Annotated in this window: 30 protein-coding genes and 1 tRNA gene; 17 read left to right on the top strand and 14 right to left on the bottom strand. The window is 65.4% G+C overall.

Going from position 1 to position 23,701, the window contains the following annotated elements; genetic code table 11:
- Positions 1-322: 322 nt before the first annotated feature.
- The 4 genes from EKH81_RS08320 (at position 323) to EKH81_RS08305 (ending at position 3,155) form a co-directional block, all read left to right on the top strand.
- Positions 323-1,450: an acyl-CoA dehydrogenase family protein gene (locus EKH81_RS08320; protein WP_132059518.1), complete on the top strand. Its 1,128-nt coding sequence runs from the start codon at positions 323-325 to the stop codon at positions 1,448-1,450.
- Between the two features lie 51 nt (positions 1,451-1,501).
- A complete protein-coding gene (locus EKH81_RS08315; protein ID WP_132059520.1) occupies positions 1,502-1,909 on the top strand; it encodes a DUF7522 family protein in 408 nt (135 codons plus the stop codon).
- Between the two features lie 73 nt (positions 1,910-1,982).
- Entirely contained in the window at positions 1,983-2,534 is a 552-nt protein-coding gene (locus EKH81_RS08310; RefSeq protein ID WP_132059522.1) for an HAD family hydrolase, read from the top strand.
- Between the two features lie 12 nt (positions 2,535-2,546).
- Positions 2,547-3,155 (top strand): cupin domain-containing protein, encoded by a 609-nt coding sequence (locus tag EKH81_RS08305; RefSeq protein ID WP_132059524.1) that lies wholly within the window; start codon positions 2,547-2,549, stop codon positions 3,153-3,155.
- Positions 3,156-3,276: 121 nt separating this feature from the next.
- On the opposite strand, the gene EKH81_RS08300 is transcribed toward EKH81_RS08305, so the two are convergent.
- The gene (locus tag EKH81_RS08300; protein WP_132059526.1) at positions 3,277-3,519 is read right to left on the bottom strand and encodes a DUF5822 domain-containing protein; all 243 of its coding nucleotides are present in this window, start codon (positions 3,517-3,519) and stop codon (positions 3,277-3,279) included.
- 95 nt (positions 3,520-3,614) lie between these two features.
- Here EKH81_RS08300 and EKH81_RS08295 point away from each other — a divergent pair, with 95 nt between their 5' ends.
- Together EKH81_RS08295 and panB are read left to right on the top strand one after the other, a co-directional pair.
- Entirely contained in the window at positions 3,615-3,851 is a 237-nt protein-coding gene (locus EKH81_RS08295; protein ID WP_132059528.1) for a hypothetical protein, read from the top strand.
- Between the two features lie 73 nt (positions 3,852-3,924).
- Positions 3,925-4,737: a 3-methyl-2-oxobutanoate hydroxymethyltransferase gene (panB, locus tag EKH81_RS08290; protein WP_132059530.1), complete on the top strand. Its 813-nt coding sequence runs from the start codon at positions 3,925-3,927 to the stop codon at positions 4,735-4,737.
- Here panB and EKH81_RS08285 read toward each other — a convergent pair whose 3' ends face one another.
- Positions 4,738-5,517: an alpha/beta fold hydrolase gene (locus EKH81_RS08285; RefSeq protein ID WP_132059531.1), complete on the bottom strand. Its 780-nt coding sequence runs from the start codon at positions 5,515-5,517 to the stop codon at positions 4,738-4,740. It abuts the gene before it with no gap.
- 188 nt (positions 5,518-5,705) lie between these two features.
- On the opposite strand from EKH81_RS08285, the gene EKH81_RS08280 reads away from it, so the two are divergent.
- Together EKH81_RS08280 and EKH81_RS08275 are read left to right on the top strand one after the other, a co-directional pair.
- The gene (locus EKH81_RS08280; RefSeq protein ID WP_132059533.1) at positions 5,706-5,951 is read left to right on the top strand and encodes a DUF7127 family protein; all 246 of its coding nucleotides are present in this window, start codon (positions 5,706-5,708) and stop codon (positions 5,949-5,951) included.
- Positions 5,948-8,221, top strand: a complete 2,274-nt coding sequence (locus EKH81_RS08275; protein ID WP_132059535.1) for a CDC48 family AAA ATPase — start codon at positions 5,948-5,950, stop codon at positions 8,219-8,221. The genes EKH81_RS08280 and EKH81_RS08275 overlap by 4 nt, the downstream gene beginning before the upstream one ends.
- A gap of 270 nt (positions 8,222-8,491) precedes the next feature.
- Here the strand turns inward: EKH81_RS08275 and EKH81_RS08270 are convergent, their stop codons facing one another.
- The 4 genes from EKH81_RS08270 to EKH81_RS08255 form a co-directional block, all read right to left on the bottom strand.
- Complete coding sequence (locus EKH81_RS08270; RefSeq protein ID WP_162224583.1) at positions 8,492-8,665, bottom strand: hypothetical protein; 174 nt, start codon at positions 8,663-8,665, stop codon at positions 8,492-8,494.
- A 105-nt stretch (positions 8,666-8,770) separates the two neighbouring features.
- On the bottom strand, positions 8,771-9,343 hold the full coding sequence (locus EKH81_RS08265; RefSeq protein WP_368407703.1) for a hypothetical protein: 573 nt from the start codon (positions 9,341-9,343) through the stop codon (positions 8,771-8,773).
- Between the two features lie 272 nt (positions 9,344-9,615).
- Positions 9,616-10,773 carry a DNA primase small subunit PriS gene (priS, locus tag EKH81_RS08260; protein WP_132059540.1) on the bottom strand — a complete coding sequence of 386 codons (1,158 nt, stop codon included), beginning with the start codon at positions 10,771-10,773 and terminating at the stop codon, positions 9,616-9,618.
- A gap of 59 nt (positions 10,774-10,832) precedes the next feature.
- The gene (locus EKH81_RS08255) at positions 10,833-11,321 is read right to left on the bottom strand and encodes a GNAT family N-acetyltransferase (RefSeq protein ID WP_132059542.1); all 489 of its coding nucleotides are present in this window, start codon (positions 11,319-11,321) and stop codon (positions 10,833-10,835) included.
- Positions 11,322-11,951: 630 nt separating this feature from the next.
- Between EKH81_RS08255 and EKH81_RS08250 the strand changes: the two genes are divergently transcribed.
- Both EKH81_RS08250 and EKH81_RS08245 read left to right on the top strand, forming a co-directional pair.
- Positions 11,952-13,058, top strand: a complete 1,107-nt coding sequence (locus tag EKH81_RS08250) for a Gfo/Idh/MocA family protein (protein ID WP_132059544.1) — start codon at positions 11,952-11,954, stop codon at positions 13,056-13,058.
- 334 nt (positions 13,059-13,392) lie between these two features.
- The gene (locus EKH81_RS08245; RefSeq protein ID WP_132059546.1) at positions 13,393-13,608 is read left to right on the top strand and encodes a hypothetical protein; all 216 of its coding nucleotides are present in this window, start codon (positions 13,393-13,395) and stop codon (positions 13,606-13,608) included.
- Between the two features lie 65 nt (positions 13,609-13,673).
- On the opposite strand, the gene EKH81_RS08240 is transcribed toward EKH81_RS08245, so the two are convergent.
- On the bottom strand, positions 13,674-14,525 hold the full coding sequence (locus tag EKH81_RS08240) for an eIF2B alpha/beta/delta subunit family protein (protein ID WP_132059548.1): 852 nt from the start codon (positions 14,523-14,525) through the stop codon (positions 13,674-13,676).
- Between the two features lie 117 nt (positions 14,526-14,642).
- Here EKH81_RS08240 and EKH81_RS08235 point away from each other — a divergent pair, with 117 nt between their 5' ends.
- Together EKH81_RS08235 and EKH81_RS08230 are read left to right on the top strand one after the other, a co-directional pair.
- Positions 14,643-14,915: a hypothetical protein gene (locus tag EKH81_RS08235; protein ID WP_132059550.1), complete on the top strand. Its 273-nt coding sequence runs from the start codon at positions 14,643-14,645 to the stop codon at positions 14,913-14,915.
- Between the two features lie 32 nt (positions 14,916-14,947).
- A complete protein-coding gene (locus EKH81_RS08230; protein WP_132059552.1) occupies positions 14,948-15,289 on the top strand; it encodes a DUF7969 family protein in 342 nt (113 codons plus the stop codon).
- Between the two features lie 315 nt (positions 15,290-15,604).
- On the opposite strand, the gene EKH81_RS08225 is transcribed toward EKH81_RS08230, so the two are convergent.
- The 4 genes from EKH81_RS08225 to EKH81_RS08210 all read right to left on the bottom strand — a co-directional run bounded on the left by EKH81_RS08225 (position 15,605) and on the right by EKH81_RS08210 (position 18,470).
- Positions 15,605-15,841 carry a hypothetical protein gene (locus EKH81_RS08225; RefSeq protein WP_132059554.1) on the bottom strand — a complete coding sequence of 79 codons (237 nt, stop codon included), beginning with the start codon at positions 15,839-15,841 and terminating at the stop codon, positions 15,605-15,607.
- Positions 15,842-15,892: 51 nt separating this feature from the next.
- Positions 15,893-17,353, bottom strand: coding sequence for an RtcB family protein (locus EKH81_RS08220; protein WP_132059556.1), 1,461 nt, complete (start codon positions 17,351-17,353; stop codon positions 15,893-15,895).
- A gap of 260 nt (positions 17,354-17,613) precedes the next feature.
- Positions 17,614-18,024, bottom strand: coding sequence for an archease (locus EKH81_RS08215; RefSeq protein WP_132059558.1), 411 nt, complete (start codon positions 18,022-18,024; stop codon positions 17,614-17,616).
- A 59-nt stretch (positions 18,025-18,083) separates the two neighbouring features.
- On the bottom strand, positions 18,084-18,470 hold the full coding sequence (locus EKH81_RS08210; RefSeq protein WP_132059560.1) for a DUF7522 family protein: 387 nt from the start codon (positions 18,468-18,470) through the stop codon (positions 18,084-18,086).
- A gap of 89 nt (positions 18,471-18,559) precedes the next feature.
- Between EKH81_RS08210 and EKH81_RS08205 the strand changes: the two genes are divergently transcribed.
- A complete protein-coding gene (locus EKH81_RS08205) occupies positions 18,560-19,000 on the top strand; it encodes an NUDIX hydrolase (protein WP_132059562.1) in 441 nt (146 codons plus the stop codon).
- A gap of 15 nt (positions 19,001-19,015) precedes the next feature.
- Here the strand turns inward: EKH81_RS08205 and EKH81_RS08200 are convergent, their stop codons facing one another.
- Positions 19,016-19,984, bottom strand: a complete 969-nt coding sequence (locus tag EKH81_RS08200; RefSeq protein ID WP_132059564.1) for a sugar phosphate isomerase/epimerase family protein — start codon at positions 19,982-19,984, stop codon at positions 19,016-19,018.
- 330 nt (positions 19,985-20,314) lie between these two features.
- A complete protein-coding gene (locus EKH81_RS08195; RefSeq protein WP_132059566.1) occupies positions 20,315-20,815 on the bottom strand; it encodes a helix-turn-helix domain-containing protein in 501 nt (166 codons plus the stop codon).
- Between the two features lie 122 nt (positions 20,816-20,937).
- Here EKH81_RS08195 and EKH81_RS08190 point away from each other — a divergent pair, with 122 nt between their 5' ends.
- The 3 genes from EKH81_RS08190 (at position 20,938) to EKH81_RS08180 (ending at position 22,578) form a co-directional block, all read left to right on the top strand.
- Positions 20,938-21,342, top strand: coding sequence for a DUF7344 domain-containing protein (locus tag EKH81_RS08190; RefSeq protein ID WP_132059568.1), 405 nt, complete (start codon positions 20,938-20,940; stop codon positions 21,340-21,342).
- Positions 21,343-21,348: 6 nt separating this feature from the next.
- Positions 21,349-22,092: a DICT sensory domain-containing protein gene (locus tag EKH81_RS08185; RefSeq protein WP_132059571.1), complete on the top strand. Its 744-nt coding sequence runs from the start codon at positions 21,349-21,351 to the stop codon at positions 22,090-22,092.
- Between the two features lie 84 nt (positions 22,093-22,176).
- Positions 22,177-22,578: an acyl-CoA thioesterase gene (locus EKH81_RS08180; protein ID WP_132059573.1), complete on the top strand. Its 402-nt coding sequence runs from the start codon at positions 22,177-22,179 to the stop codon at positions 22,576-22,578.
- A gap of 267 nt (positions 22,579-22,845) precedes the next feature.
- On the opposite strand, the gene EKH81_RS08175 is transcribed toward EKH81_RS08180, so the two are convergent.
- Positions 22,846-22,930 (bottom strand) — tRNA-Leu (locus EKH81_RS08175).
- 123 nt (positions 22,931-23,053) lie between these two features.
- Here EKH81_RS08175 and EKH81_RS08170 point away from each other — a divergent pair.
- Positions 23,054-23,611, top strand: coding sequence for a DUF420 domain-containing protein (locus EKH81_RS08170; protein ID WP_132059575.1), 558 nt, complete (start codon positions 23,054-23,056; stop codon positions 23,609-23,611).
- Positions 23,612-23,701 lie beyond the last annotated feature (90 nt).

The following is a 23,701-nucleotide window of genomic DNA, read 5'->3' as shown; positions in this document are numbered from 1 at the left end:
CCCCCGCGTGACCGGGGGGCCCCCCCCCCGGGTACGGGTCCCGGGGTGGCCCCCTCCGCGCCCCACCGCGACGCGTCCGAGACAGCCCGAAAGCGCCGTGAGCGCAATCGTACCGCCGCCACCGAGTCCGGATTTCAGGAACGACCGTCTGGAGGGGAAGGACATACCTTGACGTCGCAGACAGATTATTTGTTTATTTCTAACAGTATCGGGGAGTCCGATCGAGGGGCGCGCCCCTCGTCACCCCGCCGACGGCCGAAGCGTTAGATTCGCCGACTACCGAAACAGGCAACTTTTTCCACCGACCCGCCGAAGTGAAGGTATGAACCTCTCCGACGAGCAGCGGGCCATCCGCGACGTGGTCCGGGAGTTCGCAGTCGAGGAGATACGACCGACCGCGGCCGAGACCGACCGCGAGCAGACGTTCCCCGAGGACGTGTGGGACGGTCTCGCCGACCTCGATTTGACCGGGATGACCGTGCCCGAGGAGTACGGCGGCCTCGACGTGGACCGCCTCACCTACAGCGTCGTCAACGAGGAGGTCGCCTACGGGATGCTCTCGGTCGCCACGGCGCTGTCGGTCCACTGCCTCGCCACCTCCTGCATCGCGGAGTTCGGCGACGACGACCAGAAAGAGCGCTGGCTCCCCGAGATGGTGGAGGGGCGTCCGGTCGGCGCGTTCGCGCTCTCGGAACCCCAAGCCGGGTCGAATCCGGCCGAAATGACGACCGAGGCCAGACGAGAGGGCAACGAGTACGTCATCAACGGCAAGAAGCAGTGGATTACGAACGGCGAGCGGAGCGGCGTCGTCGTGCTGTTCGCCAAGACCGACCGCGACGACCCGCGGTCGGTCACGCAGTTCGTCGTGCCAAAGGACGCGGACGGCCTGTCGGTCGGCAAGAAGGAGGAGAAACTCGGTCTCCGGGCGAGCGACACCACGTCGCTGATTTTCGAGGACGTTCGGATTCCTGCAGAAAATCGGCTCACCGAGGAGGGAAAGGGCCTCTCGGCCGCGTTCCACATCCTGACGGGCGGGCGCGTCGGCATCGCCAGCCAGTCGGTCGGTCTCGCCCAGTCCGCCTTGGACGAAGCGGTCGAGTATGCCCACCAGCGCGAGCAGTTCGGCAAGCCAATCGCCGAGATTCAGACCATCCGGCACAAAATCGCGGACATGAAGACCCAGTTGGAGGCCGCCCGCCTGCTCACGCGGGACGCCGCCCGCAAGGACGACGAGGGCGGCAACGCTGAACTCGCGGCGAGCATGGCGAAGTACTTCGCGAGTGAGGCCGCCGTCGATATCGCGAACGAGGCCGTCCAGATTCACGGCGGCTATGGCTACACCACCGACTTCGACGTGGAGCGTCTGTACCGGGACTCGAAGATTACGACCATCTACGAGGGCACGAGCGAGATTCAGAAGAAAGTCATCGCCCGGAACGTGTTGCAGTAACTGAACCTACCGCTACGCTTATCATCCCCGACTGAAACGGGCCTACACGAGATGGCCGTGTTCGAGGATTCGACGCTCGTCGATTTCGACGCCGACACGGCGCTCGCGTCGGCCCGCGAGGCCGGAGGCGACACGATTCACCTCTGCGTGGAGTACACCGCCGAGGAGTTTCACACGCTGTACGCCGACGAAACGACGATGGCGCTCTACGCCGACGACCGCGGAGAGATGGAATCCCACTTCGAGGAGGTCCACTCGTACGTCCACATCGACTTTACCGAGAAGGACCTCTTCTCCGAGATATTCCGCGCTGCGGGCGAGGTCCGGTCGTTCGTGACGTTCATGGACAACGCCGCGTTCGTCCGGATTCTCGTCGGCACAGAGGGACTGTTCGTGTCCGCCGACCCCGACGCCGACGTGACCGCAATCATCGAAGCCGCCGAATCGGCGCTCGACTGACCGAACGCTTTCGGCCGACCGAACGTTTTCAGCCGACCGAACGCTTTTTTCGACGGTGGCCCTATCGCCGGCCGTGACCTCAGACGCCGACTCTCCGACTGCGGACCGCACGGACGTCTCTGCGGTGGTGTACGACCTCGACGGGACGCTCGTCCGACTCGTCGTTGACTGGGCCGACGTGGAGCGACGACTTGCCGACCTGCTCGACGGCGAAGGCGTGAACCCCGACCCCTTGAGCGCGTGGGCGCTCCTCGACGCGGCCGAGGATGCCGGAGTCGGCGACGAAGCCGACGAACTCATCGCTGCCGCCGAGCGCGAGGGCGCACGCGCGTCCGAGCGCCTCCCGCTCGCGGACGAACTCCTCGCCCGCGAGATTCCGGTGGGCGTCTGCTCGCTCAATCACCACGAGGCGGTCCGCATCGCCCTCGAAGCACACGACCTCGCGGCGTCGGTCGAGAGCGTGGTCGGCCGGGGGACCGTGCCCGAGCGCAAACCCCACCCGCGGGCGCTGTTGGCGGCGGTCGAGGAGTTGGGCGTCGAACCCGAGGAGACGCTGTTCGTCGGCGATTCGGCGAGCGACGAGGAGACCGCCGAGCGCGCCGGGACGCAGTTCGAGTGGGTCTGATTCCGCGTCCCCATGGAGAAACACAGTCCCGACGACGCGGAACCGGACGCGCTCGGCGACGAAAGCCACCGACACCGACTCTCCGATGCGCTCGGAACGACCGACCTCGCGCTCAATCGCTACCGAATCGCGCCCGGCGAGGGGTTCCCGAGCGGCCTCCACGCCCACGCCGACCAGGAGGAGGTGTTCGTCGTGGTCGAGGGTGAGGCGACCTTCGAGACGCTCGCCCGACGAGACGACGGAGCCGTCGCAAATGAGGGTCGCGAAATCACCGTCGGCCCGGGCGAAGCGATTCGATTCTCACCCGGCGAATTTCAGTCGGGGCGAAACGACGCGGACGGCGACCTCGTGGCGTTCGCACTCGGCGCGCCTCGCGAGAGCGACGACGTGCGGATTCCCGTGACGTGCCCGGAGTGCGGAAACGGCGAGATGCGCCTCGACGCGGGCGGGGACGGACCGACGTTCGTCTGTCCAGACTGCTCGGCAGAGCGCGTCCCCGGCGGCTGTCCGGACTGTGGAAGCGAGATGTACGTCGCGCTCGGCGCGACGAGTCGGCCAGTCGTTGTCTGCGATTCGTGCGGCGTCGAACTGGAGGCCGCGCCGTTCGTCGAGGAGGCGTGACGTTCGGGAGTCAGAGGGTCGGTTGGAACTATTTTCAGGAATCGTACCCTCTCTCCGATGAGTCGGGCGTGAAAAACTCCAGCGACGGATGCGGGCCGGCAAAGAAGTACAACCGACCCTATCACTCGGCCTGCTCACGTCGGGCGTAGAGGAACACCGAGACCGCGACCACGAACCACACTAGCGCGCCGACCCGAATCGCGAACGACACCCGCGACTCCCACGTCGGGAGCGAGACGCCGGTCGCCAGCGCGACCAGCGCCACCACGGGCGCTCCCGCGACGATGGTGACGACGAACGTGACCTGCATCACCCACCCGTAATCGACGCCCTCGGGGTCGTGGGTCTCGACTGGCTCGGGCACGGTTCGATGGGCGGACGCTCGGGGCTTAAGCGTTGTAGATTCGGCGCGACGGGCGTTTCGATACATTCACACCAGATGGCATGAGTGTGATAGTCATGCGCGCGGCTCGACTGCTCGCTCACTGGCGGACGTGGTTGAATTTGGGGACCGTCGCCTTCTCCGCCAGCGTCTTTACGGTGCTTCTCGGTGACTCGATTCCCCGGACCCTGCTCGGCTACTCGACTTCGCGCGTCGCACGGTACGTGGTACAGTTCGGATTTCTGGCTGCTATCGTCTGCTTTTTCGCCGGGTTTGCCTGTCTGGCGTGGCGACAGGCGACCGAGTCCGAGTAGCCGACTTCTCCGGTGGTCGCTCCGAACGCTCCAAACCGAATACGTTTAACAGACTCCACGCAACTCCCCGACCATGACGACCGTTCAGGACCTCGCGGAGATGGCTGGCGAGGAGCCGATAACCATGCTGACCGCGTACGACGCGCCGACCGCCGCAATCGTGGAGGCGGCGGGCGTGGACGTGATTCTGGTCGGCGACTCGATGGGCAACGCCGTGCTGGGCCACGACTCGACGCTCCCGGTCACTGTCGAGGAGGTCCGGAGTCGGACGGCGGCGGTCTCGCGGGCGACCGATGACGTCCTCGTGGTCGCGGACATGCCGTTCCTGAGCTACGGCGTCGAGGAGAGCGACACCATCGAGAACTGCGGCCGGATGCTCAAGGAGGCCGACGCGAACGCGGTCAAACTCGAAAGCGGGCCGCACACGGTCGAACTCACCGAGCGACTCGTGGAGTTAGGGATTCCCGTGATGGCCCACCTCGGGCTGACACCCCAGCGCGTCCACCAGCTCGGGGGCTACTTCCGGCAGGGGACCGACGAGGAGAGCGCCGCCGAGATGCTCGACCTCGCGCGCGCTCACGCCGACGCGGGGGCGTTCGCGGTCGTCCTCGAACACGTCCCGTCGAACGTCGCGAGCCAAATCACCGAGGAAATCGACGTGCCGACCATCGGCATCGGCGCTGGCCCGGACACCGACGGGCAGGTGCTCGTGCTGAACGACGTGTTCGGGATGAGCGACTGGACGCCGTACTTCGCCGAGCAGTTCGGCGACGTGAAGGGAGAGATGGAGAACGCAGTCGAAGGGTTCCGCGAGGCGGTCGAGTCCGGCGACTTCCCGGCCGACGAACACAGCTACGACGAAGAGGAGATAGACGAGATTTACTGATTACGCCCCGGCGTCGTCCAAGAACTCCCGAACCGCCTCGTTGAACGCCTCCGGTTCCTCCAGCATGGCGAGATGGGCAGCATCCTCGATTTCTCGATACCGACCGTCGGGCACCTCGTTCGCGAGATACTCGTGGTACGACGGGGGCGTCAGTTTGTCGTGTTCGCCGACCACCGCGAGCGTCGGCACCGTCACCTCGCCGAGTCGGTCCCGCAGGTCGAACTCGTGGCACGACCTGAAATCCCGGCGGGTCACGCGCTGGCCGACGCCCCGCATCGCCTCGGCGGAGAAGTCGGCGTACCGCGAGTCGGCGTCGTGAAACAGGCGGTCCTCGCCGTGAAGGAACTCGACCGCCCGGTCGAAGTCGGTTTCGAGCCACGCCAGCAAGTCGGCGAGGACAGGAAGTTTCGCGCCCGTTCCGGCGAGCACGAGCGCGTCGAAATCGCGGTCGCGAGCGACCGCGATGTGGAGCGCAACAGCGCCGCCGAGCGAACTCCCCATCAGTGCGCTCGCGTCGATTTCGTCGGCGACCGCCAGCACGTCGTCGGCGTAGGCCGAGATGGCCTCCCACCCGGGGTCGGCGTCGAAGTCCTCGGAGTCGCCGTGACCGCTCAGGTCGAGTGCGGCCACCGGTCGGTGGCTCGCGAGGCGGCCGAGTTGGGACTTCCAGAGTTCGTGCGTGCCGCCCGACCCGTGGACGCAGAGCAGCGGCGACCCCTCGCCGTCCCGGTCGGCGACTCGGTACGCGGTGGCCCGGCCGTGGTGCGTGACGCGGTTCATGAGTCGTGTTCGTGCGCAGGGGTCAAAAAGCTCCGGCGTTCTCGATTGGGCGCGCTCGGCGTGAAACATCGGCCGCGCGCTCACCGGAACCGCAATTCAGTCAATTCTCGGTGTTCCCCCCGCCCTCGTGCGTTCGGTTTGGGGAAAGAGCTATATAGTAGTGTGCCTAACTTTGAGTTAGTACCAAAATGTCACTAAAACGCATCTCCGAACGCGAGGACGTGTTCGCCCGCCACTACGAGTACGACGACGAGGAAGTGTTCGTCGCCGACTTCGGTGCGGCGAGCGACGCCTCCATCGACGTGGTCGGCGACGTCGCCATCGTCGTCTTCGACGACGACGGCGACTCCCGGCAGATAGAACTCGAACTCCCCGAGGAGGGGGCGGAAGCGTTTATCACCAACGGCGTGGTCACTATCGAGGTAGAACAATGAAGCTCACCGTCAAGCCCCTGAAACAGAAGGACGCGGGTCGCGGACTCGCCGCCATCGACCGGCGGTCGATGAAGGAACTCGACGTCGAGAACGGCGACTACGTCGTCATCGAAGGCAAGAGCCAGGGCCGAGCGGTCGCGCGCGTCTGGCCCGGCTACCCCGAGGACGAGGGCCGGGGCGTCGTCCGCATCGACGGCCAGCTCCGCCAAGAGGCGGGGGTCGGCATCGACGACAAGGTGACCATCGACAAGGCGGACGTCAAGCCCGCCACCTCCGTCACCATCGCGCTCCCCCAGAACCTCCAGATTCGCGGGAACATCTCGCCTCACATCCGCGACAAACTGAGCGGACAGGCCATCACGCAGGGCCAGAACGTCCCGTTCGGCTTCGGCCTGATGGGCATGGGTTCGGGCCAGTCCATCCCGCTGAAGGTGGCCGACACCGACCCCGAGGGGACGGTCGTCGTGACCGATTCGACCGAAATCAACATCAGCGAACGCCCCGCCGAGGAAATCGCCGCGGGCGCGGGCGGCGGTAGCGGCGGCGACGGCGCACCGAGCGTGGCCTACGAGGACATCGGCGGTCTCGAAGGCGAACTCGAACAGGTCCGTGAGATGATAGAGCTGCCGATGCGCCACCCCGAGCTGTTCAGCCGCCTCGGCATCGACCCGCCCAAGGGCGTCTTGCTCCACGGCCCGCCCGGCACGGGCAAGACCCTGATGGCGAAGGCCGTCGCCAACGAAATCGACGCCCACTTCCGGACCATCTCGGGTCCCGAAATCATGTCGAAGTACTACGGGGAGTCCGAGGAACAGCTCCGCGAAGTGTTCGAGGAGGCCGAGCAGAACGCGCCCGCCATCGTGTTCATCGACGAACTCGACTCCATCGCGCCCAAGCGCGAGGAGGCGGGCGGCGACGTGGAACGGCGTGTCGTCGCACAACTGCTCTCGCTGATGGACGGTCTCGAATCGCGGGGCGACGTGACGGTCATCGGCGCGACAAACCGCGTGGACGCCATCGACCCCGCGCTCCGGCGTCCCGGACGCTTCGACCGCGAAATCGAAATCGGCGTCCCGGACCGCGAGGGACGGCTCGAAATCATGCAGGTCCACACCCGGGGGATGCCGCTTCAGGACGGCGTGGACTTGGAGGAGTACGCCGACAACACCCACGGCTTCGTCGGTGCCGACCTCGAAAATCTCGCCAAGGAGTCGGCGATGAACGCGCTCCGGCGCATCCGGCCCGAAATCGACCTCGAATCCGAGGAGATTCCGGCCGACGTGCTCGACTCCCTCCAAGTCACCGAGCGCGACTTCAAGGAGGCGCTGAAGGGCATCGAACCCTCGGCGCTCCGCGAGGTGTTCGTCGAGGTTCCCGACGTGTCGTGGGACCAGGTCGGCGGACTGGAGGACACCAAAGAGCGCCTCCGCGAGACCATCCAGTGGCCGCTCGAATACCCCGAGGTGTTCGAGTCGCTCGACATGCAGGCCGCCAAGGGCGTGCTGATGTACGGCCCGCCCGGTACGGGCAAGACCCTGATGGCGAAGGCCGTCGCCAACGAGGCCGACAGCAACTTCATCTCGATTAAGGGTCCCGAACTCCTGTCGAAGTGGGTCGGCGAGTCCGAGAAGGGCGTGCGCGAAGTGTTCAGCAAGGCCCGCGAGAACGCCCCGACCGTGGTGTTCTTCGACGAAATCGACTCCATCGCGACCGAGCGCGGTCGCGGGTCGGGCGGCGGCACGCAGGTCAGCGAGCGCGTGGTGTCCCAACTCCTGACCGAACTCGACGGACTGGAGGAACTCGAAGACGTGGTCGTCATCGCAACCTCGAACCGGCCCGACCTCATCGACTCGGCGCTCCTCCGGCCCGGCCGCTTGGACCGCCACGTCCACGTGCCGGTGCCCGACGAGAGCGCCCGGAAGGCCATCTTCGAGGTCCACACCCGCAACAAGCCACTGGCCGACGACGTTGACCTCGACGACCTCGCCAGCAGAACCGAGGGCTACGTCGGCGCGGACATCGAAGCCGTCGCCCGCGAGGCGTCGATGGCGGCGTCCCGCGAGTTCATCCGGAGCGTGGACCCCGAGGACATCGGCGAGAGCGTCGGCAACGTCCGGGTCAGCGCCGAGCACTTCGACCACGCGCTCGAGGAGGTCACGCCGAGCGTGACCGAGGAGACCAAAGAGCGCTACGACGAAATCGAAGAGCAGTTCGACAGTGCCGAACCGGGTGCGGACGAACCCGAGCAGATCGGGAGAACGTTCCAATGAAACTTTTGCTGCGGTCGAGCGCGCCGTAGGCGCGCTCTCCCTGGCAAAACTTTCATGAAAAACCGGCGTCACCCCCTCCGTTGAAGTTCCGGCGGCTTTGCCGCCGGAACGTCTCCGTCGAGGGTTCCTTGGTCCGCTCACTCCGTTCGCGGTGAATCGCGGCGCTTCGGGTTCTTCGAACCGCTCGCTTGCGAACGTTACTTCGTGGAATGTGTCACCGAGCTACGTGGGTGACTGTTTCGTTTTTCCGAGCCGAAACGCAGCGCGTACTCACTTCGATTCCTCCAAGTCCGCTTCCAACTGTTTTCGTATGTCCGTCAGTTCGTACAGGATTTGCAGGAGGATGAGCGCGACGATACCCAACAGCAGTTCGTCGCTCAACACCATGAAGAAGACAATCGCGAGTGGAGCGAACAGCTTCAAGACGGGATTCAGGTCGGACACGAACCAAACTGTTTCCGCTTCGCAGATAGGGTTTCTGAATTGAGGTGTTCGAGACGCGATACCGAACGACGAGGAGAAAATTTGTGCGCTCGCGGGTATCGGTCGCTACTCCAGTTTCTCGGCCGCGCCCTGTTCGACCAGCGGCCCGGCGTTCTCCTCGGGAAGCGTCACCACGTCCTCGTTTTCGAGGTCGTAGGTGCGTTCGTCCACGCCGAAGATTTCACCCACGTCGCGGGTGATTCGGATGGTCGTCCGTTCTTCGAGTCCGGCGAGCGGGTCGCGCTCGTCGTCTGAGTCCTCCTCGTCGTCCGGCCCGCCAGCGACCGCGGCGGCCTCGTCGGGGGCCGGGCGCTGGTCGTCGGCGTCGGCGGACGGTGCGTCCGCCGACGCCGACTCGGTTTCGGACGCTTCGGCCGTCGTCTCGGACGCCCCGCCGCCCATCACGTCGGCGGCGCTCACGTCCTCGGAGAGCGCGGGCGGGTCGTCGGCCGGGACCTCGCGGGACGGCGACGGTGCACCGTCCGGCCCCGACGTCGAGTCCGTGGTCGTCGGCGCGGATCCGGTCTCCTCGCCCGCGAGCACGTCGAGAACCTCCTCCTTGTTGGATTTTATACATTGAACCAATTGGGAGAATAGCTCTTGTTCTTTCTTAGTTAGCCCCTCGTCGTCGGCAGGCATTCCTGAAGCTTTAAAGCTAGCCTGTTTCACAATTTTCCCGACTCGGCGTTGATAGATTGACTCGATAGTCTCTTCAGCAGTATCAATGTCATCCGTTAGATGATAGAAATCATCTGAATCAAAGGGGTTTTCAGCCTGCTCAGCTAGTTGTTCCCTTTGATGTTTCAAATCTCTGATAAACTTCCCGACATCCTCATAGAACGAATCACGGAGATTCTGGAGGCTATCTTTTGCCCGCTCTTGGTCCCGTACGGAACGTAATTCGTCTAAATTCATTCTCGACCCTTCTCGGCACGGCCGCGCGCCATCAGGAACACGGCCACGTATTCGGGAACCGATACGTCACCCTCGGGGAGGGTAAAGCTTTCGCCGTTCAGTTCGACTACTCCGGCTTCCGACACTTCGACCGTCACGTCGTGGCCCACGAACGTCTCGGAAATCGGGTCCACGAGCGGGTCGAACGACCCGATTTCGTCGCGCGGGATTCGCATCACCTCGAACCCGGTCCCGCCGTGGAGGCTCCCCGGCAGGCGAATCAGCCGTCGGATGTCGGTCGTGACCGGCTCGTCGATGGCGGCCGACTCGTCGGCGACGACCTGCCGGGTCATCACCTTCGCCAACTGTCGGATGCCCGGCCCGCCGCGCTCGATGTTGCCGCTCTGGAGCTTCTCGTAGTCCTCCGAGACTGCTCCGAGAATGGTCTTCGCCCGGCCGTCGCCGATGCGGTCGAACTCCTTGAGGCGTTCGAGTGCGTCGTCTTCGTCCATCGCCAGCAGGTCGTCGGCGAGCGCGAGGAGTCGTCGGTGAACCCGGCGTCCCCACCCGCCTTCGGATTTGAGAACGCGACGAGTCGCGGTGCCGCCCATCTCCGTGCGCTGTATCGCGTCGAGTTCGATTCCCTCGCCCCGGATGTAATCGACGACCTCCCGGCGCTCGTCGCGGTCGAGCGCCCGAACTTCGTCGTCGCGGACGTGGACGTGGTAGCCTCGCCCGCCCGAGAACACGACCGTGAGGTCCTCGAAGCCGAAGTCGGCTTCGAGCAGGTCGAGGAGTTTCATGAGTTCGTCCTTCCCGGCGGCGAGCATTTCGCCGTAGGAGTCGCGCTGGGGGTCCACGCCCGGCAGGTGGTCGGCGTCGAGGTCGAACACGAGGTCCGAATCGCGCCACCCCTTGTCGTCCATGTCGTCCGCGCCGGGGTCGTCGTAACGCCCCGCCGAGAAGTAGACGTGGCGCGGGCGCTCGCGCCGGAGGAAATCCGAGAGGTCCCCGAGTTCCAGTAGCGACTGGTGGCGGACCATCGTGGTCGGCCCGGTCGTCCACGGGATGTAGCCCCACTCGCGGGCGTCGGGGTCGGGCGGCGGCGACACGTCCGCACGCCGGTAGTGGTCGCGGAACCGACCCCGGAGGTAGGCTCGGGTGCGCTCTTCCATCGTTCCGGGTGATGCAATCCGGGGGTTAAAGGTTTCTTCTTTCGCGGCCCGCGACTCCCTCACCCGCGCATGAAATCCGAGAGCTTCTTCGTGAGACCGCCGCGCTCACCGAGTTTGAGGTAGTAGGCGTTGCCGCCGTCCTCGTAGTAGTTGTCGATGCGGCGCTCGACTTCGAAGCCGAGATGCTCGTAGAAGCCGAGCGCGTTCCGATTCGACGCGCGGGCGTGGCAGGTCACGGTGTCGTGAGTCTCGGCGACTTCGCCGACGAGACGCTTGCCGATGCCCTCGCCGCGGAACTCGGGCGCGACAGCGAGAAACAGGATGTAGCCGTCGCGCCGAACCGCCGCGAACCCCATCACGCGCTCGTCGTCGCCCTCGCCGGTCACGAGCAGGTGGACGGTCGAGCGCTTGTAGGCGTCCACGAAGAATCCGCGGCGCTGTTTCAGCACGTCGTCGGTCGCCCGGATGCGTTCTTTGAGCTTCCACGCGGCCTCGACGTAGCTCTCGTCGCCGGGGCGCGCGATTTCCGTATCGACGTTGACGCTCACTACCGAGGGGTAGGCCCGTGGCCAATATAATTCCACCGCCCTTCGGGAGTCGCGTGGGGATGCTGAGCGAGAGGAGAACGCGATGATTTCGAACGAGAGGCGAAGATGGAGGTGAATGACTCTGCGGATTTGAACGACCCGACGAGACAACACCGCTACTCGCACGTCACCTATGAGACCGCACAGCACCGCACCCGCGACAGCCACACGCCTCCCCAACCGACTCCTTCGCTTCGCTCCTTCCAGTCGCTCGCTCAGTCGTCCCTCGCACGCATGGGCGCACCCACGGGGGGTGCGCCAGCGCGCGCCGTCCGGAGTACGAAAATTCGCGAAAGTCCCCACTTTCCGTCACGGCGCGCGGAGGCGCGGCTTTATGCCGCGCCAACGTCGTGCGAGGGATGACCGACGAGCGCCGACAGGCGCGAGTGCGGGAATCGGTTGGGGAGGGTGTGGCTGTCGCGGGTGCGGTGCTGTGCGGTCCTCATTTGTACCGTGCGAGAAGTCGAAGCGGTCGGAAATCTCTCACAGAAGCCGAAGCGGTCGGGAAAAACACCAAACCCACACCACCCAACTCCACACAAATTAATTCAATCCTGAAATACTAAGCCCCTGCCGGAAGTACAAACCGACATGACGCTGAAAGTCGGAGTCCTCGGCTACCGATTCATGGGCAAAGCCCACGCGAACGCGCTCGCTCGCCTGCCGATGTTCTTCCCGGAGGCCCCGGCGGTCGAACGCCACGTCCTCGTGGGCCGCGACGAGGCGGCACTGAACGACGCCGCCGACCGACTCGGATTCGCGCAGACCGCGACCGACTGGCGCGAGGTCGTAGACGAAGTAGACGCCTTCTACAATCTCGGACCGAATCACGTCCACGCCGAACCCTCCATCGCGGCGCTCGAAGCCGGGACGCCCGTCCTCTCGGAAAAGCCGCTCGCCAACGACCTCGAAAGCGCCGAAGCGATGGCCGAGGCGGCCGAGTCGGCGGGCGTGCCGACTGCGACCGCGTTCAACTATCGGTTCGTCCCGGCGATTCGGTACGCGAAGAACCTCATCGAGGACGGCGAACTCGGCGAGGTTCACCACTTCCGCGGGCGCTACCTGCAGGACTGGCTGGTGGACCCCGAGGCCCCGTGGTCGTGGCGCAACAACGCCGAGATGGCCGGGAGCGGCGCGCTCGGCGACCTCGGCGCGCACACCATCGACCTCGCGCGCTTCCTCGTCGGTGACGTGGAACGCGTGTCGGGCCACCTCCGGACGTTCGTGGACGAGCGTCCGGTCGAGGGTGAAGAAGGCGAAACGCGCCCGGTCACGGTTGACGACGCCTACTCCGCGCAGGCCGAACTGGAGGGCGACGTGATGGCGACGTTCGAGGCCTCGCGATTCGCCAACGGGCACAAGAACGACCACACCATCGAGGTCCACGGCTCGGAGGGGAGCCTGAAGTTCTCACTCGAACGCCTCAACGAACTCGAAGTCCTCAGGGACGACAGCAGGGGCTACGAGACGGTTCTCGTGACCGACGAGTCCGACCCCTACGTGGACCACTGGTGGCCGCCGGGCCACGTCATCGGGTGGGAACACACCTTCGTCCACGAGAACGCGGAGTTCCTGAGTGCCGTCGCGGAGGACCGCGACGACTACCACCCCGACTTCCACGACGGCCTCGCGGTCCAGCGCGCGCTCGCGGCCATCGAGGAGAGCGACGAGCGCGGCGAGTGGGTGGACGTAAAGTAGGGTCGAGATTCCGTCCTCTGCGTTTTTTGCGTCTCGTCTTTTTCTCGTCGGCGCGCGCTGGCGCAACGCCGCGGTTTGGCGTTGCGCCCAAAGCGCGCGAGGGATGAGCGAACGACCGAAGGGAGTGAGCGAATCGGTTGGGGAGGGATGTGGCCTGCGGTCGCGGTGCGGTTTCACAGGTGACGTGCGAGCAGGACGCTTCGTTAGAAAATAAGCAATCACAGCAAATAGCAGGCAAGCAGAACGCTTCGACCGAGGAAAAACCGCTCTCCGGACAACGCACCTCAGCCGTTTACGAAGACTTATCCCCACTTGCTGACTCCCGGCGAACAGAATGCTTCGATGCGACCAACCCGGCTGTCGGTGGACCGCGTTCGCCCCCTCCGAGACGGCCGCCCGCGAGCAGTACCGCGACCACCTCGCCGACGCCCACGTCGAGGAAGTAGACGCCGAAATCCCCGAGGGAATGGTTCAGGTCCGAATCGACGGCGAGTGGCAGACCGTGACGCCCGACGAAGCGAAGTCGCTCTACGAGGAGACTCGCGAGTAGTTCGCCCGACCCCGACTTCGCCCGACCCCGACTTCGCCCGACCCCGACTTCGCTCGATTCCCGACCTACGGTTCTCGCACGCCCTCGTCGGTCACGACCGTGTCCAGCAGGTCGGTCGGAGTCGCGTCGTAGGCCGGGTTCTCGACCGAGAAGCCCTCCGCCGGTTCCAGCAGCACCTCGCTCGGCGACCGGAAATCGTTCTCGAACCGGAATCCCTCACCCACCAACTTCGCCGACGACCCGACCACCGTGACCGGGACGCCGACCTCCTCGGCGGTCGCGGCCAGCGGGAACGTCCCCACGCGATTGTAGAGGGTGTCGCCCACGATGCAGTCCATGCCGAGGAACACGCGGTCGCACTCGGGGAGAAAGTGACCGCACGCGCCGTCCACCACGAGGTGGGCGTCCACCCGGTCGTACGCCGCGAGCGTGCGGGCGGTCTTCCGGCCGAGGTACCGCGGCCGGGCCTCGGTCACGTACACGTCGAGGTACGCGCCGTCGGCCGCGGCGCGCTCGATGGCCTCCAGCACGGTCGAAGAGTAGTCGTGGGTCAGAATCGTCATCCCGTCGTCGATGAACTCCAGCGCGTTTCCGGCGGCCCGGCGCTTGGCGGTCTCGACCTGCTCGACGACCTCCTCGACCGCGGCGCGGAGTCGGTCTTTCGCTTCCTCGACCGTCTCGGAACCGTCGTCGGCGACCATCGAGACGATGGCGCGCTGGGTCGTCACCAGCGAGGCGTGGGAGGTGTTCGCACGACGGAGCGCCGAGGAGTTCCGTTCGAGGTCGCGCTCGAACTCCTCGACCGAGGCGAACTCCCGAGCGCACAGTTCTTCGAGCGCGGTAGCGGCCTTCACGGCGACGACGGAGGAACTGTGCGTCTGCATCTCGCGAATCTCCTCGACCGTCTCGTCTATCATACTTCGTACGTCTCTCCTCGGGAGGATAGGCTTTCCGGGACCGAACGAAGCGACTCGACCGACGCCGAACGTGACTGGTGGCAAACAGTTATACCGACGCGGATTCGCACACCTATTATGGTTCTGTCAACAGTGGCGGGTGGGGTTCGGGCAGTGAGCGGCTTTCTCGACGACCATTGGATACTCAAGTGGTTCGTCGTCCCGATTTGGCTGCTGGGCACCGTCCTCCTGGTGCTGTTCGTCGGCGTTTCGAGCGCGAGCAGCGTCGAGAGCCTCCAAGTCGTCGGCCTGTTCGTCGCGTTCTCGTTCGGCGTCGTGGCTCTCGGACTACTGACAGAGCGTCTCGTGGCCCGATTCACCGGCATCGAACTCCTCCACCGGAGCGACTGAGGTTAAGTGGTCGCACGCCGTACCTCCGTTCGATGACCGAGGTCCGGTACTACTGCCCGCGGTGCAAGGCCATCGCCACGCTCGAACGCGACGCCTACCTCGCGGACAAGTCGGTGACGCCGACGCCGCTGGACGGATGGGAGTACGCCGCCACCTACGAGGACTTCGAAGACACCGACGGCGTCGAAATCGTCTGCGGCGGCCCGGAAACCGAGGGCGAAGGCTGTGGCGAAGTCTACTACCTGAACTTCGTGAAGTACGAGGACGGCGAGGAGGTCGAACCCCGACAAGTCGGGGAATTCCGACCGCCTTCGCCGTCGATTTCGCGGTCGGATGACGAGGACGACGGGCCGCGGTTTGACTTCAAGCCGTGAATCGTGATTTCGTTTTGTGTTGTCGGTGGGTAGCGTCGTGATTGTGGCTTGTTCTGGTGGCGTCTGCTGTTTCTGATGTCTGCTGTTTCTTTTGTCGCAGTTCGCTGTTTTTCCGGTGAAGCTAGCTACCTCCGGTACCTATGAGAACCGCACAGCTCCGCCCCGCAACCGCACCGCGCCCCCGTGCCTCCCCGCGTGCGCGTTCGGTCGCGCCACTGCGGGCGCGACCGAACGCGCGGCGCATCCCGTGGTCTGTGGCAGGTCGCGAAATCGGGTGGAAAGCCGCGAGCGATTGGTCGATTTGCAATCCCGTCGTCACGACTCTTCTTGCCCGTTCGCCGCGATTCCGAACAGGAACCCCGAGAGAAACAGGAGTTCGTTGCCGAGGTAGTACCGTTCGAGGACGTAGCTCACGAGGCCGATATCGGGCGTGGTCGCGCCGAGCAGGACGAGGACGAGCGCCGCGATAGCGGCGAGTCCGGCGAACCACCGGACGACGGTGCCCGAGAGGAATCCGACGACGAAGACGACGACGGCCGTGACGAGACTCATACCGGCCGGTACAGCAGTCGTCTCAATCAGCGTGTCGGCGGTGGGCCGAGACTACCCCTTGATGTTACACACGGGGAACGTCCGGGCCACCTTATCTCCGATTCCGAGCGCGTCCGAGACCCGGACCACCTCGTCCACGTCCTTGTAGACGCCCGGCGCTTCCTCGGCGACGGTCGCACCGCTCTGAGCCTTGACGTAGATGTGCTGCTGTTCGAGGTCGTCCTGCACGTCGCCGCCCCAAAAGTCCTGCTTGGCCTGCGTTCGGCTCATGACCCGGCCCGCGCCGTGGGCGGTCGAACCGAACGTGAGGTCCATCGACTCCTCGCCGCCCCGGAGGACGTAGCTTCCCGCGCCCATGCTTCCGGGGATGATGATTGGCTGACCCACGTCGAGGTACGCGCCCGGAACCTCGGGGTGGCCCGCGGGGAAGGCTCTGGTCGCGCCCTTCCGGTGGACGTAGAGTTCGCGCTCCTCGCCGCCCTCCACTTCATGCGTCTCCTTCTTCGCGATGTTGTGCGCCACGTCGTACAGCAGGTCCATCCCGAGCGTCTCCCAGTCGCTCCCGAACACGCGCTCGAACACCTTCCGGGTTCGGTGCATGATGAGCTGGCGGTTCACCCACGCGAAGTTGATGCACGCGCCCATCGCGCCGTAGTAGTCCTCGGCGAGTTGGCTTCCGGCGGGCGCGGCCGCGAGTTCCTTGTCGGGGAGTTGGTCGAGCAGGCCCGAGTGGGCCTTCTCGATGCTCCGGAGATAGTCGGTGCAGACCTGATGGCCCAGTCCTCTGCTCCCGCAGTGGATGAGGACGACGATTTGGTCCTCCGCCAGTCCGTAGGCGTCGGCCACGTCGTCGAGGTAGGTGTCGGTCACGCGCTGGACTTCGAGGAAGTGGTTGCCCGACCCGAGACTCCCGATTTGGTTCTTGCCCCTGTCTTTGGCCTTCTGAGACACCTTCGAGGGGTCCGATTCGGGGCGCACGCCCTCGTCCTCGCAGTGAGCCAAGTCCTCTTCGACCGCGTACCCCTCTTCGAGCGCCCACTCCATCCCGCGGTCGAGGATGGCCTCGACGGCGTCGATGTCGCCCTCCACGACCCCGCCCCCGCCGAGTCCGGAGGGGATGTTGGCGAACAGGCTGTCCACGAGTTCCTCCTCGCGGCCCTGGACGTCGTCGTAGGAGAGGTTCGTTTTCATCATCCTGACGCCGCAATTTATGTCGTAGCCGACAGCCCCCGGCGAAATACACCCCTCCTCGGTGTCGATTCCGGCCACGCCGCCGACCGGAAAGCCGTACCCCTGATGACCGTCGGGCATGCAGACCGCGTACTTGCGGACGCCCGGCAGGTGGGTCGAGTTCTTCAACTGCTGGAGGGTCTTGTCTTCCGAGATTTCGTCGAGCAGGGCCTCGCTCGCCAGCACGCGCGCGGGAGCGCGCATGTCTCCCTCTTGGGGAATCTCCCAGACGAACTCCCGAATCTGGTGGAGCGTCACGTCGCCCGCCTCGTAAGTGGTCATGCGTAGTCGTTCGCGGTTCGCGCCGGAATACGTTTCGCCATTCGTTTCGAGAGGATGGAGACTCGGAGGGCTTGGAACGGACTGCCGACGACGAACGACGGGAGCAAAAACAACAGAGACCCCGTGACTGGGCGGTCCCTTTCGGTCCCGCGCTGCAGACTGGTCGGCCTGCCGTTTTCGTAGTTTGTGTCACCGGTCGTTTTCCGGTGGATTGTGTCACCGGCCGTTTCTCGGCGGCCGTGTCACCGACCGGAATCGCCTCACACGTCGAAGACCACGTATGCGCGCCACCCGTCGTCTATCTCCTCGATTGCCATCTCGGAGTAGGTGACGGCCTTGATTTCGCGGGCCGAAATCTCGGCGAGCGGGACGCCGCGCGCGCTGGCTTCGACGACCCATTCGTCGCCCTCCGTCCGGACTTCGGCGTCGTTGTCCACCGGGAGGACCGCCCGCACGTCGCGCTCGTAGATGAGTTGGTCGAGGTAGTCGAACAGCAGGGCTTCACGACCCTCGGCCCGGACCTCGAACTCGAACTGGTCGCCCGCGTCCGGTAGCTCGTCGCACATCGCGGCCGCGAGACCGTCGGCGGTGGCCGAGAATGCTGCGGAGAGCGTGGGGCCGGTCGCCTCGACGGCCACGTCGGCGGTGTGGTCCCGAAGTTCGTAGCTCACGATTGGTCGCTCACACTCGGTTTCGCGGGGGCGGCGGTCGAAAGCGTTTCGTCTCGCGGTCAGGCCGCCGCCTCGGGGTCGGTTTCGGCCAGCACGCCCCGAACCGCCGACGCGAGTTCCTTGAACAGGTCCATGTCGAGTTCGTCGGTGGTCACGAACGCGCCGTGGTCGCCGACGATGACGCGGGTGAGATATCCCCGGTCGAACACCCGCATGGTGAACCGATATTCGCCGAGTTCGGTCTCCCGGTACGTCGACTGGGACCGGAAGCCGAGTCGCTCGTTGTCGGCGAAGCCCACGATGTCGGCCCCGGATTCGAGGTCGCTGCGCAGGTAAATCTGGTCCTCGTCGTCCTCGGTGAAGTAGGTGATGCTCCGGAGTTCGTCGCCGATGGCCGTCCGGCACGCGCTCGTGAGCTGTTCGGTGAGGTCGTCGGATTCGGACATACCCGACAAATCGCGCTCCCGAGACTGAAAGGTGACGGCCGAGAGAACCGAGCCGAACGGTTTTTCGTGCGAGCGTGACGACACGAAGTATGACCGACCGGCACGTCCGCGTCTCCGCCCGTGGGGTCGTTCGGCGCGGCGACGAGATTCTCGTCGCGCGCGAGCGAGACACGACCGGCGGGGCTGACGGGGATGCGTTCTACTACCTCCTCGGCGGCGGCGTCGAGTTCGGCGAACACAGCGCCGAGGCACTCCGTCGGGAGTTCGACGAGGAACTCGGCGTCACCGTGGAGAACGTCTCGCACCTCGAAACCCACGAGGAGGTGTTCGACTACGACGGCCGGACCGAACACGAAGTGGCGCGACTTTACGAGGCCGACATCGCCGAGTCGTGGCCCTACGAGCGCGACGCGTTCGAGGGGTACGAACCTGACCTCGACGAGCGCATCGAGTGCGTCTGGAAGCGCGCGGACGCGTTCGCTGCGGACGAAGAAACGCTGTATCCCGAGGCGCTCGACCCGAGTGCGTAATCGAATGCTCCTTTTTCAGGCCCAGTACGCTTCGCCGGGTTGCTCGCGGAAGATAGCGCGCTGAAGGATGCCGACCGCCTTTTCGAGACCCTCGTTCGAACTGGTGAGCGAGTCCTCGTGTTCGATGGAGAGCGCGCCGTCGTACCCGACCATCCGGAGGGTGCTCACGATGTCCTTCCAGTGCTCTTCGCCGTGGCCGTAGCCGACCGACCGGAACAGCCACGAGCGGTCGGGTTCCTCGTCGTAAGGCGTAGTGTCGAGGACGCCCTTGTACCGGGCCTTCGCGTCGTACACCTTGGTGTCCTTCGCGTGGAAGTGGTGGATTGCGTCGTGTTCGCCCAAGAATCGGATGGCGTCGGTCACGTCGATTCCCTGCCAGTAGAGGTGGCTGGGGTCGAAGTTCGCGCCGACGCGCTCGTTGGTCGCCTCGCGCAGGCGGAGCATGCCGGTCGGTTCGTAGACGAGCATGTTGGGGTGCATCTCGATGGCGAGGTCCACGCCGTGGTCGGCGGCGTGTTCGGCGAGGTCCGACCAGTACGGAATCGCGACTTCCTCCCACTGGTACTCGTGGGCGTCGGCGTGTTCGCCGGGCCACGGCGCGGTGACCCAGTTCGGCACCTCGTCGTTCGGGCCGCCCGCGGGAAGCCCCGAGAAGCAGGTGACGGTATCGACACCGAGTTGGTCGGCTAGTTCGACGGCCTCCCGGAGTTCGGTGTCGGCCTCGGCCGCGGTGTCGTCGTCGGGGTGGAGCGGATTGTTGTGGGTCGCGAGCGCGGAGATGCGCATCTCGTACTCGTCGAGCAGGTCGTGGAGTTCCGCCTGAGCGTCGTCGTCGTTCAGGTACTCCCCGCGCGGCATGTGGGTGTCTCCCGGATAGCCGCCGACGCCGGGTTCGACGGCATCCACGCCGATACCGTGCAGGTACGCCAGCGCGTCTTCGAACGACTCTCCGTACAGCGGTGGTGTGTGAACGCCGATGTCCATACTCTCAGTCACTACTCGTAACGGGAATAAAATTTCGGGACTCGCTACGAATCGTGTTCGAATTTGGTGGTGGGTTCGGCCTGAAAGCCCCTGCCCGGTCGCTTTGCACCGCAAACACTGGAATCTAGAACAGCCAGAAAGCCCCCGCCCGGTCGCGGTCGCTGGCCGACATATCCACGCCTCTCCGCACAACCCGGCGTGGATAGGGGTCGGCCAGACGACCACGTACACGCGACCGGGCGGCCCCTTTCATTCCCACCCCGTTGTTTGTGTCACCGGCCGATTCCCGGCGGCTGTGTCACCGAGCGCGCCGCTCCTCGTCGCCGGTCCTCACGCCTCCTCGACGAGCGTCACGTCGAGGCGTTCTTCCAGCGCCCGGACGACCGACCCGCCGACGTTCGCCTGATTCGCCCGGCCCTGCTCGACCGCGAGCAGGTCGTTCTCCGACACGTCGAGTTCGTCCGCGAGTTCCTCCCGTTGGAGGCCCTGTTCTTGGCGGGCCTCCTCGACGTTCTCGCCGTAGTTCCGGACCAGATACGGCAGGGGGTCGTCGTCGTAGTTCGTGCCCTCCTCCTCCCAGTGGCTGGAGTCGTCGTTGTAGACGCCGCTGGCCTTCGCGGTGTTCTGAGCCGCGCGGCGATTTCGCTCGACCTCGTCGCTGGTCTCCTGTTTCGTCTGCGCGTTGTCGTTGTGGGTCGCGCAGTCCGAACAGACCTCCAGTTGCGCCCCGGCCACGTTGGCCTCGGTCAGCGAATCGCTCGACTTGCCGCAGAGTTCGCACGCGCCGCCGCCGCTCGCGCCGGACGACCCGCCCGTGGAATACTTCGCCATGCGACCCACTACGCACAGCGAGCATTTGAATACCGGGATTGTGGCGTCCGACGACTCCCGCGAACCGTTGGGTCGCCCACAACACTCATTCCGGTTCGACGACTACTATCGTAAGATAGAGCATGGAATCACGGAGTTCGGGCAGTGGGGACGAGGACGCCGCGATGGTCGATGCGGCGTTCGGGGCGCTCGCCGACGTGGAGCGGCGGCACGCGCTCTACTACCTCCGGGTCGAGGAGACGACGACCCTCGGCGAACTCGCGACCGTCGTGACGGGATGGCTTCGAGCGCGCGAGGACGGCGCGAGCGCGGCGACCCCCGAGGACCGACGGCGAACGATAGTCGGGCTTCACCACACGCACCTCCCGATGCTCGCCGACGCCGGATTCGTCCGCTACGACCCCGATTCGGGCGAGGTCGCGCTCGCCGACATTCCCGACTTCCTCGACACCGCGCTCGACCGCGCGCTCGCGGTCGAGCGCGCGGCGTCGTCGGACTCCCGCCACAACAGCCGTCCCCGAGGGTGATTCGCCATGCTTCGGTCGTTTCTCGACGAGGTCGCGTCTCGGCGCAAGACCGTCACGGTGTTCGCACCCGACCGACTCGACGGACTCGAATCCCAGTTCGAGACGCGCAACGTCGCGGTCGAACACGCCGACCTGCCCGACGACGGTTCGGGCGGCTTCGTCGTCGTGACCGAAGGCGGGGAGTTCCTCGGGAGCGTCGGCGCGGCGGCCGTCCGCGAACTCCTCGAACCATCGGTGTCGCACAGTGAACTCCGAGGCGGCGGAACTCGACTCTCGGAGACCGGGCCTCCCGAAGCGGTTCGCGCGCTCCTCGACCTGCTCGCCGACACCACGTTCGTCTCGTTCGACAAGCGCCAGATGCTGGCGGTCAGCCGCGAAATCGAAGACCGGGCGTACCGGCGAGGCACCGGCACGCTCCGGACCGGATTCCAGCGCCCCGCCGCCTTCGCCGCCCAGCGCGAACGCTACGAACTGCTGGCGGCGGAGTCGCTCCTCGACGTTCACGTCTACGCGCGGCCGGACTGGCCTCCCGACGTTCCCGTTTCCGAGCGCATCACGGTTCACACCGACACCGCCGCCGAAATCGGTGCGTTCTGGTTCGTGGTGTTCGACGGCGGGGGTGACGACTACCAAGCGTGCGCGCTCGTCGCCGAGGAGGTCGATGAGTCGGGGACGTTCCGGGGCCTCTGGACCTACGACCCCGAGACGGTCACCGAGTTGGACGCCTATCTCGAATCGACCTACCCGTAGGTCGATTCGAGACGGTTCCGGGGGCGATTCGAAGGGATTCCGAAAGCGACAGAGCAAATTGTCGCGACCTCCGACGTGCGAGCGATGACCGACTACTCGTTCGAAGCCGACGTGGACGTTCGGTTCCGGGACATCGACGCGATGGGACACGTCAACAATTCCGTCTACGCGACCTACCTCGAAGAGGCCCGGTCGGCCTACTTCCGAGAAGTGGTGGACGAAGACCTCTCGAAGGTCTCGACCGTGCTGGCGAACCTCGAACTCGACTTCCGGGACTCGGTCGAACTCGGCGACGAGGTGACGGTCGCGGCCCGCGTCGCCGAGTTGGGCGACTCCTCGATTCGAATGGCGTACGAAGTCCGGGCGAACGGCGAGGTGGCCGCGACCGGCGAAGCCGTGCAGGTCGTTATCGACCGGGAGACGGGGTCGTCGCGCCAGATTCCCGAGACGTGGCGCGAGAAAGTCGAGGAATTCGAGGGGCTGTAATCGGCGATTCGCCTGAATCTCGACCTGAATCTGCGCGTTCGAGAACGCGAAATCGAGGCCGTTCGCGGTCGCGAACGGCCTCGATTTCGCGGAGTTCGGACGGCTGTCCGCGTTACTGCAGTATCGTGCGAGAAACTAACCGTCGAAGAGAGCGGTGCGACCGGCGGTCGCACCGCTCTCGAACGTAACTTCCGAAGGATTGTGCGTGGGTGCAGTCCCAAGGGACTCCACCTGCATCATGTGTACGACGGTGTGTCGCACGTGCGATGCGTGGGACCGGATTTGAACCGGCGGACCCCTACGGGACAGCGCCCTCAACGCTGCGCCGTTGGCCTAGCTTGGCTACCCACGCCCGCTGTCTCTTTCCTGCACTCAGTTGTAGACACTACCCGAATAAAAGGCCTTTCGTTTCAACGCCGGGACGGCACCGACCTACACGGCAAGGCGTAACTGCCCTGGGTTCGAAGTCTCGGTCATGGAGCGCCTCGTAAAGCGCCACGTTCCCGCAGTGACCAGTCTGTTGAGCGTCGTCTCGCTGGCGCTAGTGTTCGCCGCAGTGCTTCGCGTCGTACCTCCGGGCGTCCTGCCGCGCGCGCCCGACCCCGTCCTCGCGGCGATTCCCCACGTCAACGCCGCGGTCAGCGCCGTCGCCGTCGTGGTCATCGCGTCGGCGTGGCGCGCGATTCGCCGCGGCGACGTCGAGCGCCACCGGAAGGGGATGGTCGCGGGCGTCGTCCTGTTCGCGACGTTTCTCGTGCTGTACCTCTACCGGGTCGCGCTCCTCGGACCGACGCCGTTCGAGGGTCCCGCGGTAATCGAGCGGTTCGTGTTCTTCCCGCTGCTCGGGATTCACGTCCTGCTGGCTATCGTCTGCATCCCGCTGTTGTACTACGTCCTCCTGCTGGCGGTGACCCGGCCGGTCTCGGAACTGTCGGCGACGGCCCATCCCCGAATCGGGCGCGTCGCGGCGAGTCTGTGGCTGATTTCGTTCTCGCTCGGTGTGGTGGTGTACCTGCTGTTGTACCTGTTCTGAGAACCGCCGAGTCCGAAAATTCGCTCGGAACCTCGGCAGTCGGGTGTGGGAGTTATTCCTCGCCCACCCTGGCCTCGTATGTCACCAATA

Origin of the sequence: Halorussus amylolyticus (assembly GCF_004143485.2) — an archaeon.
Lineage (GTDB): Archaea > Halobacteriota > Halobacteria > Halobacteriales > Haladaptataceae > Halorussus > Halorussus amylolyticus.
This window is presented reverse-complemented; position numbering and strand designations above follow the sequence as displayed.